We start from the raw sequence: 14356 nt of genomic DNA on the forward strand, positions 1-14356 counted from the left end.
TGCGTCGTTATGTCTCCTCGACGTACCATTAGTACGCCGTCGTCGACATGCCTGGCATCCAGCACTTTCTCCACAGCCTATTAGGGTAAAGAGGAAATAAAGCACCGTCTGCGTTTCTAGGATTTTTTAGCGCACCAAAAGTACGCCGGAAAATATATAAAATTTATTTAGACAATAATCAATATTTCATAGAGATCTTTGGTTTCAATTAGTTTTAAGAGGTGGAATTACAATGAAAAAACCGTATTTTGGCAGATTATTAACGGCTATGGTTACGCCGTTCAACGCTGATGGCAGCATCAATTATGAAGCCGGTGCAGATTTTGCCGACTGGCTGCTGGCTAACGGCAGCGATGGCCTGGTAGTAGAAGGCTCTACCGGCGAAGCTGCAACCATGGACATGGATGAAAAAGTAAAATTTATGCAGACTATTGTTGCTCGTGTCAACGGACGTGCTAAGATTGTTGCCGGTGCAGGCACCAACTGCACTGCCAGCACTATTGACTTGGTTAAGAAAATGGAGGCCTGTGGTGTTGACGGCCTGCTCGTAGTTGGCCCGTATTACAACAAGCCGACTCAGGAAGGCTATTACCAACATTTTGCAGCCGTAGCAAAGGCTACCAAGCTGCCGATTATCGTATATAATGTTCCGGGACGTACCGGCGGTAACATCGCTCCGGAAACTGTTGCACGTCTTGCAGCAGACTTCAGCAATATTGTTGCTATCAAAGAGGCAGCAGGCAACGTAGCACAAACTGCGGAGCTGTATCGCGTTCTTCCAGAAGATTTTTCTATCTACAGCGGTGACGACGGTCTTATTCTGCCGTTCCTGTCTGTTGGTGCCTGCGGTCTGATTTCCGTTCTGGCCAATGTTAACGGCAAGCTGCTGCAGCAGCTGATGCAGACTTACAGTGAAGGCCGCGTTAAGGACGCTGCTGACATCAACAAGGTTATGGTGCCGCTGGCAAAGGCAATGTTTGTGGAAAGTAACCCGATTCCTATCAAGGCTGCAGTTACCAAGGTTACCGGTATCAATGCCGGTGCTCCGCGTCTGCCGCTGACTCCTATCAGCGCTGCCGCTGAGGCTAAGCTGGATGAAGCTTTAAAAGCAGCAGGCATGATAAAATGAGCAAGCTGGTAGTTATTATCCAGTGCGACACAGTGCAGCAGCGTTGCTGCGGCTATAACTGTACGCATGCCTTTTACAGCCGTGAGGGCAAGTTTGCCGGTTATCCCGAGGACACACATTACATGAGCTTTACCTGCGGTGGCTGCTCCGGCGGTGCGCTGACGGTTAAGCTGGAAAACCTGGCGAAGCGCCTGCGCCGCTTTAAGGAGGAGGGACAAGAGATTTGCGTGCATCTTTCTACCTGCATGGTATCGGATAATTCGCATAAGCCGCCTTGTCCGCATCTTGATTACATTCAAAAGATTTTAGCGAAGAAGAAGCTTACGAATATTGTTCATGGTACATATATTTCCAAAACGGCAACCAGACGTCGCGAGGAAGGCATTTACAAGGAATTTGAGTGAGCTTTGAATAAGCAATGAAAAACACCCTGCGTATTGCTGTTGGCAATGCACAGGGTGTTTTGAGTTATAGGGTATTATTTGAAAAGGTACAGCAGATAGCCATAGCCTTCGGCTTCCATCTGTTCGTAGGGGATAAAGCGCAGGGAAGCACTGTTGATGCAGTAACGTATACCGTTGGGTGATTCGCGGTCACCGGTGAAAACGTGGCCCAAATGTGAATTGCCGCTGCGGCTGCGCACCTCGGTGCGTACCATACCATGGCTTGTATCCTTGCGTTCAACTATCAAAGGTGCTTCAATAGGCTTGGTAAAGGCTGGCCAGCCGCAGCTGCTCTGATATTTGTCGGTTGAAGAAAAGAGTGGTTCGCCGGTTACGATATCAACATAAATGCCTTTGGCAAATTTATCCCAGAATTCGTTGCGGAACGGTAGTTCGGTACCGTTTTGCTGTGTTACCTGAAATTGTTCTGCGGTAAGCTTATCGCGTATAGTTTCGGCAGCAGGTTTTTTGTAGGCACCGGCATCAATTTTCAAGGTGCTGAGCAGCTTGATTTTGGCAGGTGATATATGGCAGTATCCGCCCGGATTTTTATCAAGATAGTTCTGATGATATTCTTCTGCCGGATAATAGTTTTTCAGTGGTCCGACTTCGACTGCAAATACCTTATGACGACCGCGTTCCAGTTCCACGATACGTTCTACGACAGCCTGCGCTTGTGTATTGGTATAGTAGATGCCAGTCTGATACTGTGTTCCGGTATCATTACCCTGCTTGTTGAGTACTGTTGGGTCAATGACGTAAAAATAAGCCAAGAGCAGATGGTCAAGACTTACCTTTGCCGGATCGTATTCAACACGCACGGTTTCGCGAAAACCGGTTTTCCCGCCTAAAATTGCCTGATACTTGGCATCGGCTTTGCCTGTGCCGTTGGCATAACCGCTTTGGGCATCGATTACGCCCGGTATGGATTGCATCAGTTTTTCCAGCCCCCAGAAGCAGCCTCCTGCAAGATAGATGACGTTTTCTTTTTCTTGGGAAAAATCCATAATTGTGACCTCCTTGACCTTTGGGATTGCTTGTTGCTTAGCAGATTGGCGCATACGTGTGTTGGCAAAGCAGCTGGTAATTAAAAGCAACATTCCTGCGAGAATAATGACAGATTTTTTTAGCATGACGGCACGCTCCTTCCTGCATCGTGGGGTGAGTGGCTGAGAACTGCTTATACTTTTAAGATAGCAGAAAATAATATTCTGCGTCAATAGACAATTATGATTACTTAATGAAAATTACTTGTCCTTTTTGTAAAGAAGAATGAGGCAGATATAAAAGACAGTAGTGTCAGCGTTGAGAAAATTTTATTTATGAGTAAATGAATCAGCAGTGTCTGTCGAATACAAGAAAATCATAGGCAAATATTGTCGGATACTTAATTTTAAAAAGAAAACAGAGCATAAAAAATCTCTGCCAGGATGGTTGAAAACACCGGAAGCAGAGATTTTGATTCTTGGATATCGGATTAATATGCAGTTTTATTTTTCGTCCTCAAATTTTTCGGGGAAGAAGATGCGCAGCGTTTTTTCGTCAACTGTTTTACCGAAGCTGTTGCCGATGAAGAAGCACAGCAGGGAAAGGCCGATGCCGAGTACTATCTGGTGCAGGTCGAGCACCTTGATTTTAAAGACCATGGCCAGACAGTAGATGATTACGCCGCCGCCCATGGCTGCGATAGCGCCGTATTTGTTGGCCTTGGGCCAGAAAAGACCGAAAATCAGCACCCAGAAGAAGGCTGTTTCCAGACCGCCGAAGGCAAACATGTTAATCTGCCAGATAACACTTGGCGGTTTGATGGCGATGGCATAAACAAAAAGGCCGAGGATAATTGTTGCGCCCAGGCTGTAGAGGCGAATTTGGTTATTGCTGAGCTGTTCTTCGCGCTTGCCCTTGATGTTCATGTAAACGTCCTTGACGATAGAGGAGGACGATGAAAGCAGAAGCGAGGAAACAGTGGAAATGGTTGCTGCAATCGGTCCGATGATGATAACGCCGGCCCAGAAGGGAGTGAGGCTTTGCACGATGGCGACAGGCATGATGTTATCAACACTGTTGCCGTAGGCTGCAATAGGCCCTGTGAGGATGCCTTTGCTGATGACACCAATCCAGGTGGCAACCAGTGTCATGGCGCCGATGACGACGGTACCGATAATCATAGCGTTATGCAGTGCTTTGGTATTCTTGTAGCTGATGCCGCGGACAACGGACTGCGGCAGCGACAGCGTACAGATGCCGACGAGCAGCCATTGGCTGATGTAAAGCGAAATCGGCATCTTGCCGCGGGAAAGCGGCTCAAGCATATCGGGATGCTGGGTGCTGATATAGCTCATGATTTTGTTGAAGCCGCCGCCTGCGTGCATCATACCGCCCATGAGGATGCACAGGCCGATGATCATAGCAATGGCGCAGCAGGCATCGGTAACGGCAACGCCCTTAAAGCCGCCGATGGTGGTGTAGATGACAACAATCAGGCCGAACATCGTGAGGCCGGTGAGGTAGGAGAAGCCGGTTACTGCTTCGAAGAGCTTGGCGGCGCCGACGAACTGTGCCACCATGGTGGCGCAGAAGAAGGCGACAATGACAACGGCGGCCATGTTCGCCAGAAAATCGGAATGATAGCGGGCACGTAGCACGTCAATGACGGTTACGGCGTCAATCTCGCGCGCGATGAGGGCAATTTTTTTGCCGAACACGCCTAGGACGAGGAAGATAACGACTACCTGTACGATGGCCATGTACAGCCAGCCGTAGCCGATAACCCATGCTACGCCCGGACCGCCGACGAAGGTGCTGACGCTGCTGTAGGTGGCAGCGGTGGTCATCGCCAGTACAAAGCCGCCGAGAGTACGCCCGCCGATGAAGTAATCCTTGGCAAAATCCTTTTGCCTGTTTTCCTTGGAGGTACGCTGGATGTAGGCGCTGATACTCAGAAGAATCAGCAGAAAGGCCAGCGCTGGTATAATGTTCAAAATACTACTCATGCTGCTTATCCTCCGTGCTGTCATCCAAATCAAAGTTGACAAAAACCTTCTTCGTCAGAAAAACGGTGACGGCGATGGCAAAGAGCCAGGTGCCTACACAGCCGCCCCAAACCCAAAGTGGTGTATGCCAGAAGGTAATATTACTGTCTGCCAATCCAAAGCCTGCCAAGCACCAGAAGATGATGACGGCGATGGTGGCAAGAACAGTTGCCAGCGCCTCACGGTTGGCCTGGCGGAATTTATCACTGCGCTTCATATAAACTGCTCCTTTCGTACAGACAATGCTGTCTGCTTACGTTAATAAATTTATTTTACCACAAAATATGCAGAAATACTTGCAAAATATGCTTAAAAGCATCATAAAATATCAGACGCCTAGTGTAATTTGACGCCTGTCTGTGTTATAATGTATCTTGGTGATTAATTTGAAGAAAACAATGTATAATTTAGCTACAATGTGGCTGACGCTGAGCGTCATTTTTTTCCTATGTGAATATGTAACCGGTATGCTGCAGGTTGTTACCTTGGGTGGTCTGGTGGCAGGCTCTTTTATCGAAGGTGCTTTTATGTGCCTGGGCCTGAAGCTGATGCACGTTATTGTAGATAAGCAGTTTTTGCTGACGAGGCTGCAGGAGCTGGCCAAACGCAGAAATGACTCCCTGAAGGCTATGCTGGTGATGGCTGCCTTCTCCCTGGAGGGTGCCGTAACTGTTTGCCGTATGCTGCCGGGCTACGACCTTAACTTTGGCATTATGCACGGTATTTTTCTTTTGCTGCTTTATCCGGCAGCAGCTATATTTTTGGATAAATTGATGTTAAAGGAGCAGATGGAGCATGGAAATTAAGCTGATTGCCAGCGATATGGACGATACACTTTTGAATAAGGACTGCCAAATTTCTGCGCGTAACGAAGCAGCCATCAGAAAGGCGTTGGATGCAGGCAAGATTTTTTTGATTGCTACGGGCAGAATGTATGTTTCCGTGCGTCCCTATGCGGAAAAGCTGGGTCTTGATGTGCCGCTGGTTACCTATAACGGCGCATTGGTTAAGGGCAGCCTGAGCGGCAAGGTTTATTATGAGCACAAGATGAAGCTGTCTACAGCTAACGAGGTGCTGGCATACTGCCGCGAGAAGGGCTATTACCTGCAGCTTTATGTGCGTGACAGCATTTTGATTAAACAAGAGAACGAGTGCTCCCGTATGTATACCAAAATCAGCGGTATTCAGACGACTGCTATCGGTGAGGCGCTGTATCATACGGACGAAGCACCGTATAAGATTTTAGTTATGACCAAGAGCGAGGAATTTGCCGCTGTATGGCAGCAATTTAAAGAGGATTTTGCCGGCAAGCTGGATGTTACCAGCTCTAAGGACAATTTCCTGGAGCTGATGGAGCCGGGCGTAAACAAATGGGAGGCTGTAAAGAGCGTTGCTGCAAGCTACGGCGTACAGCCGCAGGAAATTATGTGTATCGGTGATTCCAACAATGATGTGAAGATGATTGCCAATGCCGGTATCGGTGTAGCTGTTGCCAACGCTAAGGACAGCGTGAAGGAGAATGCAAAAATCATTACCGCATCTAATAATGATGACGGCGTTGCTTTGGTAATCGAAAGCATTTTGACGCCGCAGGCTAAGCAAGAATAGAATAGTTTTTCAGGAAGGAGCTGTTTATGAAAAAGCGGCTCCTTTCATAGTATATAGAAGGGAGTAATAATTATGGCTGAAGAAAAAGGGACGTCTCTTTTGGCGTATATCAAGGAGCACGATGTACTGAATACAGAGCAGGATGAAAAAAAGCAGGTACAACAGGAGAGTTTGCACGCAGCACACGAGCATGCGCATACGCATCCGAATAAGAAGAAGGTTGTCAACCGCTTGGCACGCATCGAAGGACATGTGCGTTCTGTTAAAAATATGGTTGATGAAGACAGAGACTGCTCCGAGGTGCTGATTCAGATTGCCGCAGTGCGTAAGGCCTTGGATAATACTGCAAAGGTTATTTTGAAGGACCATCTGGAGCACTGCATTTTGCACGCCATAGAAAAAGGCGATGGCAGCAAAAGCCTGCAAGACTTTGAAGCCGCCATCGACCAGTATTTACGATAATATTTTATTGTAGATTTATTTAAGCGAAGCGCTGCTGCAGCTTCGGTACGAAGAGCAGCAGAAAACCGCTGCGCGCGATATAGAACACGAGGAAGGCCAGCCACAGACCGATGTTGCCATAGAGCGGAATTAGCGTGAAGTAGGCTGTAAGATAACAGCTCACAGTTAGCAGCATGGAAATGCAGATAGGCTTGGTATATAATGCGCCGTTGAAAACGCCGTAGTAGACAATGCCTAACGCGCTGATGAGCGGGAAGAAGGCGATAAAGAGGTCGTATTCCTGCGCGGTATGAATTACCGACGGCAAATTTGTAAAGCAGCTCAATATTGCATGACGGCAGGCATAATAGCCAACTGACTCTGCCAGGCCAAAGCCGATGGCCCAGATAAAGCTGATGCGCAGTGTGTCGTTGAGCATGGGCTTGTTATGCTCACCAAAAGCAATGCCGGAATAAATTGCTCCGGTCTGTGACAGACCGGTGAGAATATCGCCCATGATAAACTGTATCTGGAACAGAATGGAGTTGGCTGCCAAAAGCTCGCCGCCGAAGGCAGAGCTTTGGTGCATGAAGCTATTGACCATGATAATCATGCAGAACATGCGCACGGTGAGGTGTGAGCCGCACTGCACCATCTGGCGGCAGGTGGGTCCGGAGAATATTTCTTTGAGCGGTACAGCTGTGAGTGGCAGCGGCTTGTGCTGCCAGTAAAAATAAAGAATGGCAAGAAAGCCTGTAATATTTGCAATGCAGGTGGCAGCGGCTACACCTGTAACCTCAAAGTTCAGCACAACGACGAAGAGCACGTCGAGCACGAGGTTAATAAGGTTGCTGGCCAGTGCCGTGAGCACGGCAATACGTACATGCAGGGTACCTGCAAACCAGCCCTGCGCCGTCTGAAAGACGAGCGTCAGCGGCATAATCCAGATGAGCAGGCGGTAGTAGCGCTCCAGCATCGGCTCCGTTGCTGCATCAGGATTAAAGAGCACCAGCGCCGTGCGCCATATTGGTTCCTGTAAAATGACGAGGACAAGACCAATGGCGAAGGCAGCAAGTACGCCGCGCAGAAAACTGCCTGCAAGCAACTTGGGGTCGTGGTGCCCCATGGCCTGCGCCGCAAAGCCGCTGGTGGAGATTTTCAAAAAGCCAAAGAGCCAGTAAACGGTGCTGAAGATAACAGCACCCAGCGAAACAGCGTTGATATAGGTATAATTGCCAAGATGACCTACAACTGCTGTGTCGACTGCGCCCATGAGCGAGGCTGCCATTGTGGAAAAGGTGAAAGGCAGACTTGTTTTTATAAAGCGCATGTGAGATAATTTCATTGTTGTATCACATTCCTATCAAAAAGTTTACAACACTATAATAACCCCTATAGGGGGATATTGTCAATAGTAAGAAGTATCATTAAGAAGATAACTATACCTAAATTTGGATACTTGTACAAATAAAAGAGGCTTTATTATGTCTATTTTACCGATTTTCATACCGCATGCAGGCTGTCCGCATCAGTGCGTGTTTTGTAATCAAAAGAAAATCAGCGGTCAGCACAGTGCGGCGCTGGCAAGCGCCAAGGAACAGCTTGTGCGTTGGCGCAGCTGGCTGCAACCGAGCGCTGCCAACGAGGCGGCGTTTTACGGTGGCAGCTTTACCGGGCTGCCCTTGGAGCTGCAGGAGGAGCTGCTGGCACTGACGGACGCATTGCTTGCCGAAGGCTTTATCGGCAGCGTGCGCCTTTCCACGCGCCCTGATTATATTGACGAAGAGCGTTTACAGCTTTTGCAGCAGCATGGTGTGCGACTGGTGGAGCTGGGCGTGCAGTCGCTTGATGACAGAGTGCTGGCGGCAGCGGAGCGCGGACACACGGCGGCGCAGGTGGCGCCGGCGGTGGCGCTTTTAAAACGCTTCGGCTTTCAAGTCGGCCTGCAGCTGATGGTGGGCATGCCCGAGCAGAGCTTTGCCAGCGTGCAGGAAACGGTGCGTAAGGCGATATCAATGCATCCTGATGTGGCACGCATCTATCCTTTATTAGTAATCAAGGGTACGCCGTTGGCTGCGGACTACGCGGCGGGGCGTTTTGTACCTCTGACGCTGGAGGAGGCCGTGACGCAGGCGGCCTGGGCTTATCGCGAGCTGACGGAAGCAGGCGTGAATGTTATCCGCATCGGCCTGCAGCCGGACGAGGAGCTGTGCGCACCGGGCAACATTCTTGCGGGGCCGTTTCATCCGGCGATGGGTGAGCTGGTAAAAAGCAGGGTGCTGCGTGATAAGATTACCCCGCAATTAGCCAAGCTTACTGACTGCGGTGCTGTTGATATCCTTTGTCCTGCACGCTTGGAATCGAAGCTGCGCGGGCAAAAAAGCTGCAACCTGCGCTATTGGGAAGCATGTTTCCCGTGGCTTGAGCTGCAGATAATTCAAGATAAGGCAGATGAGATAAGAGTATGTCCACATGTAAATCCTTCGCACCAATTGTAGATGAGCACAGCAGAATATTGATTCTCGGTTCTATGCCGGGAATAAAATCCCTGGAGCAGCAGGAATATTACGCACATCCGCAGAACCGCTTCTGGCGTTTGCTGGCGCTGCTGCTGCAGGAGGACGTGCCGCAGGATTACAGTGCCAAGCAGGCTTTGCTGCATAAGCATCACATTGCACTGTGGGATACGCTGGGCTATTGCGAGCGTGATGGCAGCTTGGACAGCAACATCAAAAACGAAGCGCCGAATGCTGTTGTTGAGCTTGCAGGCGAGCTGCCGCATTTGCAGGCGGTAGTCTGCAACGGCGGTAAGGCGGGTGCAGCCTTTAAAAAATATTTTGCCAAAAAAATGCCTGAGCAGGTGCAAATTTTTTATCTGCCGTCTACAAGTCCTGCCAACGCGCGCCTGCGTCTTGAAGGTTTGGCCGAGCGCTGGCGGGTTATTTTGCAATTTTTAACATAAGAGAAGTTCTGCATGGTGTAAAAAAACAGCATTTTATGATACAATAAAAAGATATAATAACTGACTTAGAGAAAATGGGTGATTTCTAGTGCGTTTAAAGTCCTTTTCAACCTATGGCTTTAAATCCTTTGCTGATAAAACTGAATTGACCTTTGACAAGGGAATTACTGCTGTTGTCGGACCGAACGGTTCGGGCAAGAGCAATATTTCGGATGCCATCCGTTGGGTGTTGGGCGAGCAGAGCGCCAAGTATCTGCGTGGCAGCAAAATGGAGGATGTTATCTTCTCCGGCAGCGGCAAGCGCAGAGCGTTGGGCGTAGCAGAGGTCACCGTTGATTTTGATAACAGCGACAGAACACTGCCGCTCGATTTTGAGCAGGTAAGCCTGACGCGCCGCATTTTCCGCAGCGGTGAAAGTGAATATGCGATTAATAAAAAAAGCTGCCGTCTGAAGGATATTATCGACCTGATGGCAGATACCGGGCTTGGTAAGGGCTCGATGTCCATTATTGGCCAAAATAAAATTGATGAGGTCTTAAACAGCCGTCCCGAGGACAGACGCAGTCTGTTTGAAGAGGCGGCAGGTATTGCCAAGTACCGCCTGCGCAAAAAGGATGCGGTACGTAAGCTGGATGATACGGCCAATAACCTTACGCGTATTAACGATATCCGCAGCGAGGTAGATGCGCAGGTAGAGCCGTTGGCGCAGGCAGCAGCCAAAACTCAGCAGTTCAACGAGCTGAGCGAGGAGCTGCGCCGTTGCCGTTTATCTGTACTTTTGCGCCGCTTGGACGCTTTGGAGGAAACAGGCAGAGAGCTGCAGACGAAAAAGGAAGCGGCGGCAGGTGCGTATTCCGAGCAGGCAGCTAAGGTAGGCAGCATGCAGGCCGAGGCCGTAAAGGTACAGCAGGAGCTGGATAAGCTGGCCGAGGCTTATAATAAATTGCAGGATGATATCAAAAACCGCGAGACTGCTTTGGAAAAGCTGCGCGGTGACCAAAAGGTTTTGGATGAACGTGTCAGCCAGAACGAAAAGGCCGGCGAACGCCTGGTGCAGCGCAACGAGCGCCTTGAGCAGCAGGTGCGCGAGCAGGAAGCAAGAATGCAGGAGCTGGCAGCAGAGTTTGATGCTGTCGAGAAAAGACATGCTGTGGCCGATGGCGCTGTCAAGCAGCTGCAGGCGCAGCGTGACGAGCAGAGCGCCAAGCTGGAAGAGGCGAAGCGCAATGATGAGCAGGCGCAATCGCAGTTTTTCAGCGGTATGCAGGAGCTGATTAATCTCCGCAACGAGCTGCACAATCTGGAACAGGAGCAGGAGCAGCGCGCACGTCGCCGCGAGGCCCTGAAGAAAAGTATAGAAGAAGCCGAGGAGGCTGACCGTCAGGCACAGGAGCAGTATAACAGCCTGCTGGAGCAGCAATCGCAGTGCGCTCACGGCATGGAGCTGGTGCGCAAAAAGGGCGAGGAGCTGCGCAGTGCCTATGATGCAGGTCAAAAGGAGCTGCAGGCTGTACGCAGCAGTCACCAGCAGTGCCAACGTCAGCTGACTGCGGCCGAAACACGCGAGCAGAGCTTAAAGTGTCTGCAGCAGAGCTACGAGGGATTCAGTTATGGCATCAAGGCGGTGCTGAAGGCGCAGGAGCCTTGGCGTGAGCAGGTTGTAGGCGTGGCAGCTGAGCTGCTGCAGGTAGAAGATAAATATGTCGCTGCTATCGAAACCGCGTTGGGCGAGGGTGCGCAGAACCTGGTGATGCGCTCGGCCAATGCGGCGAAGGAAGCGATAGCCTTTTTAAAGCGTACTGGTAGCGGACGCGCAACCTTCCTGCCGTTGGATACCGTGCAACGTCGCGGGCCGAACCGCGAGGAGGAAGCACTGGCGAAGCTGCCGGGAATTCTTGGCTATGCGGTAGATTTAATCGGCTATAAGCCCGAGGCGGAAAGTGCGGTACGCTTTTTGCTGGGCAGAGTGCTGATTGCCGAAAACATTGATGCTGCCTTGGCTGCGGCAAAGGCCGGACGCTACCGTCTGCGCGTAGTTACGTTGGACGGCGATGTGGTAAATGCCGGCGGCAGTATGAGCGGCGGCAGCAAAAAGCATAAGGAAGGCTATTTGAGTCGTAATGTAGAAATTGCTCAGGCGGCAGCGCAGGTGAAGCACCTGCATGCCGAGATGCTCAACTGGCAGGAAAAGCTGGAGGAGCTGGAAGCAACCGAAGGAAATCAGAAGGAGCAGCTGCAGCAGCTTGCTGCACAGTTGCGTCAACAGCAGCTGAAGGCCGACAGGCTTAAGCTCAATCTGGAGCAGGTGCAGCAACAGAAAACGCGCGACAACGAGCGTTTGCTGCTACTCTTGGACGACCGCAGCAATATCACCGCAGCCCATATGGCAAACCGTGATAAGGTTAAGGAGCTGCGCGCGGCAGTTGCCGAGCGCGAGGGACAGGATACCCAGGCTAAGGAGCTGTTGGATAGCCTGAAAAAGGAAATTGCCAAATACGGCAGTGCGGTTACCGCCTTGGATAACCAGCTGCAGGATGCCAAAATTACGCTGCAGACCTCGGCCGCACGCACGCAGGATATCAGCAAGGCTATGCACAGCTTGGACCAGGATACACTGCGGCTGCAGGAAGAAATTGCTGCCAACCAAAAAGAGCAGGAGCGCAGACAGCAGGAAATTGCCGACTGCGATGTGCAAAAGCAGAAGCTGCAGCAGCAAAGCGACGAGCTGCTGGCACAGCTGCAGCAGATTCTGGGCGGCAAGGATGACTTTGCTCAGGAGCGCGGCAGCCTGCTTGATAAACAGCAGGATATTGAAAAAGAGATTGCCGGACTGCGCAAGCAGGTGAATGACAGTGAAGCACAGCTGAAGCAGACAGAGCTGGACCTGGCGTGGCACGAAAGCAACTGCGGCCATATCCGTGAGCAGCTGCAGCAGGATTATCAGCTGGATGAGGCGGCGGCACGCAGTCAGAATTTTGCCGAGCTGCAGGACATGGACCTTGCGGCGCTACAAAGACAGGAAAGCCGTCTGACACTGCAGATTGCAGACCTGGGACCGATTAACGCGGCGGCGATTGAAGAATATAACGCAGTGAAGGAGCGCAGCGAATTCCTGTGTAAGCAATATAACGATTTGTGTACGGCGAAGGAAAATCTGGAGGCTGTTATCGCAGAAATCAACAGCGGTATGACCAAACGCTTCAAGGAGGCCTTTGCCAAAATCAACGAATACTTTGCGCAATGCTATGTCAAGATATTTGGCGGCGGTACGGCGGTGCTGCGGCTCACCGAGCCGGATAATCTGCTGGATTCCGGTATTGATATCGATGTCCAGCCACCCGGCAAAAAACTGCAGAGCCTGTATCTGATGAGCGGCGGCGAAAGAGCGCTGACGGTTATCGCGCTGCTCTTTGCTCTTTTGAGCTATCAGCCATCGCCGTTCTGTATCCTGGACGAAATTGACGCGCCTCTGGATGATGCCAACATTCAGCGCTTTGCCGATTTCCTGCGGGATTATGCAGGAAACACGCAGTTTATCGTGATTACGCACCGTAAGGGAACGATGGAATGCGCTGATATCATGTATGGCGTAACTATGGAAGAATCCGGTGTTTCTAAATTATTATCCGTAAAAATAAATGCAAAGGAGAATGAATAATGGGATTTTTTGAGCGTTTAAAGGAAGGCCTTTCTAAAACAAGACGCAACTTTACTGACCGCATTCAGGAGCTTGTAGGCCTGTCTGCAGCGATTGACGATGATTTTCTCGATGAGCTGGAAATGATTCTGCTTTCTGCGGACGTAGGCGTAAAAACTACTGAAAAGCTTATCGACGCAGTGCGCAAAGCAGCGAAGAAGAAGGAAATCAGCGGTACCGAGGATGTTATTCCGTTCCTGAAAAAATATATGGCAGAGATGCTGGCAGACAGCGGCCAACGTACACGTATCGGTGCCAAGCCGACGGTTATTCTGGTTGTTGGTGTTAATGGCGTAGGCAAGACTACTACTATCGGCAAGCTGGCAAATTACTTCACTTTGTTCAAATACAAGGTTGTTCTGGCAGCAGGCGATACCTTCCGTGCCGCAGCAGGCGAACAGCTGCAGATTTGGGGCGAGCGTGCGCACTGCGACGTTATCCGTCATGCCGAGGGTGCCGACCCGGCGGCAGTTGTCTTTGACGCTATGAAGGCCGCTATTGCGCGCAAGGCAGATATTCTTTTCATTGATACCGCAGGACGCTTGCACAACAAGGCTAACCTGATGAACGAGCTGGAAAAAATTCACCGCATTATTAAGCGCGAAATTCCCGAAGCTCCGCACGAAACCTTTCTGGTTCTGGATGCTACTACCGGCCAGAACGCAATCAATCAGGCTAAGGTGTTCATGGAAACTGCCAAGGTTACCGGGGTTGTACTTACAAAGCTTGACGGCACTGCTAAGGGCGGCGTTGTTGTGGCAATTAAGGAAGAGCTGGGACTGCCGGTTAAATGGATCGGCGTAGGCGAAGGCATTATGGACTTCCGCCCCTTTGAGCCGGATAAGTTTGTGGAAGCACTCTTTGACAGCGGCAAATAAGAGGCTGCTTTCAGATAGCAGGCGTTAAGGCCTGGCTTATATTATTATAGTAGAAAATCTCCCGAGCTGCGTTTGGCAGCGTGCGGGAGATTTTTTGTGCTGGCAGAGAAAAAGGTTCTTTGTCAAGTTTTGGGGTATTCAAGACTTTAACATCATAGACCTAGAC

The 14356-nt window shown here is 50.4% G+C and carries 13 protein-coding genes; 9 read left to right on the top strand and 4 right to left on the bottom strand.

Annotated elements, in window-relative coordinates; translation table 11 throughout:
• The first annotated feature begins 232 nt into the window (after window positions 1-232).
• Window positions 233-1129: a 4-hydroxy-tetrahydrodipicolinate synthase gene (dapA, locus tag Q7Q81_RS03770; protein WP_304273801.1), complete on the top strand. Its 897-nt coding sequence runs from the start codon at window positions 233-235 to the stop codon at window positions 1127-1129.
• On the top strand, window positions 1126-1533 hold the full coding sequence (locus Q7Q81_RS03775) for a CGGC domain-containing protein (protein ID WP_304244729.1): 408 nt from the start codon (window positions 1126-1128) through the stop codon (window positions 1531-1533). Before dapA ends, Q7Q81_RS03775 begins: the two co-directional genes overlap by 4 nt.
• Window positions 1534-1607: 74 nt before the next feature.
• On the opposite strand, the gene msrB is transcribed toward Q7Q81_RS03775, so the two are convergent.
• The 3 genes from msrB to Q7Q81_RS03790 all read right to left on the bottom strand — a co-directional run bounded on the left by msrB (window position 1608) and on the right by Q7Q81_RS03790 (window position 4821).
• Window positions 1608-2579, bottom strand: coding sequence for a peptide-methionine (R)-S-oxide reductase MsrB (gene msrB, locus Q7Q81_RS03780; protein ID WP_304273802.1), 972 nt, complete (start codon window positions 2577-2579; stop codon window positions 1608-1610).
• 483 nt (window positions 2580-3062) lie between these two features.
• Window positions 3063-4565: a sodium/pantothenate symporter gene (panF, locus tag Q7Q81_RS03785; RefSeq protein ID WP_304273804.1), complete on the bottom strand. Its 1503-nt coding sequence runs from the start codon at window positions 4563-4565 to the stop codon at window positions 3063-3065.
• Window positions 4558-4821 (bottom strand): YhdT family protein, encoded by a 264-nt coding sequence (locus Q7Q81_RS03790; RefSeq protein WP_210684536.1) that lies wholly within the window; start codon window positions 4819-4821, stop codon window positions 4558-4560. The genes panF and Q7Q81_RS03790 overlap by 8 nt, the downstream gene beginning before the upstream one ends.
• Before the next feature lie 181 nt (window positions 4822-5002).
• Here Q7Q81_RS03790 and Q7Q81_RS03795 point away from each other — a divergent pair, with 181 nt between their 5' ends.
• The 3 genes from Q7Q81_RS03795 to Q7Q81_RS03805 all read left to right on the top strand — a co-directional run bounded on the left by Q7Q81_RS03795 (window position 5003) and on the right by Q7Q81_RS03805 (window position 6674).
• Window positions 5003-5410 (top strand): hypothetical protein, encoded by a 408-nt coding sequence (locus Q7Q81_RS03795; protein WP_021719701.1) that lies wholly within the window; start codon window positions 5003-5005, stop codon window positions 5408-5410.
• A complete protein-coding gene (locus Q7Q81_RS03800; protein ID WP_304273806.1) occupies window positions 5400-6212 on the top strand; it encodes a Cof-type HAD-IIB family hydrolase in 813 nt (270 codons plus the stop codon). Before Q7Q81_RS03795 ends, Q7Q81_RS03800 begins: the two co-directional genes overlap by 11 nt.
• Before the next feature lie 72 nt (window positions 6213-6284).
• Window positions 6285-6674 (top strand): metal-sensing transcriptional repressor, encoded by a 390-nt coding sequence (locus Q7Q81_RS03805; RefSeq protein WP_304273808.1) that lies wholly within the window; start codon window positions 6285-6287, stop codon window positions 6672-6674.
• 19 nt (window positions 6675-6693) lie between these two features.
• On the opposite strand, the gene Q7Q81_RS03810 is transcribed toward Q7Q81_RS03805, so the two are convergent.
• Entirely contained in the window at window positions 6694-7998 is a 1305-nt protein-coding gene (locus Q7Q81_RS03810; RefSeq protein ID WP_304273810.1) for an MATE family efflux transporter, read from the bottom strand.
• Window positions 7999-8137: 139 nt separating this feature from the next.
• Here Q7Q81_RS03810 and Q7Q81_RS03815 point away from each other — a divergent pair, with 139 nt between their 5' ends.
• The 4 genes from Q7Q81_RS03815 to ftsY all read left to right on the top strand — a co-directional run bounded on the left by Q7Q81_RS03815 (window position 8138) and on the right by ftsY (window position 14190).
• A complete protein-coding gene (locus tag Q7Q81_RS03815) occupies window positions 8138-9151 on the top strand; it encodes an elongator complex protein 3 (protein ID WP_304273811.1) in 1014 nt (337 codons plus the stop codon).
• Window positions 9118-9615, top strand: coding sequence for a DNA-deoxyinosine glycosylase (locus tag Q7Q81_RS03820; protein WP_304273813.1), 498 nt, complete (start codon window positions 9118-9120; stop codon window positions 9613-9615). Before Q7Q81_RS03815 ends, Q7Q81_RS03820 begins: the two co-directional genes overlap by 34 nt.
• Before the next feature lie 88 nt (window positions 9616-9703).
• A complete protein-coding gene (smc, locus tag Q7Q81_RS03825) occupies window positions 9704-13273 on the top strand; it encodes a chromosome segregation protein SMC (protein ID WP_304273815.1) in 3570 nt (1189 codons plus the stop codon).
• Window positions 13273-14190 carry a signal recognition particle-docking protein FtsY gene (gene ftsY, locus Q7Q81_RS03830; RefSeq protein WP_009145266.1) on the top strand — a complete coding sequence of 306 codons (918 nt, stop codon included), beginning with the start codon at window positions 13273-13275 and terminating at the stop codon, window positions 14188-14190. The genes smc and ftsY overlap by 1 nt, the downstream gene beginning before the upstream one ends.
• Window positions 14191-14356: the final 166 nt, after the last annotated feature.

This window comes from Phascolarctobacterium succinatutens (genome assembly GCF_958453765.1).
Taxonomy (GTDB): Bacteria; Bacillota; Negativicutes; order Acidaminococcales; family Acidaminococcaceae; genus Phascolarctobacterium_A; species Phascolarctobacterium_A succinatutens_B.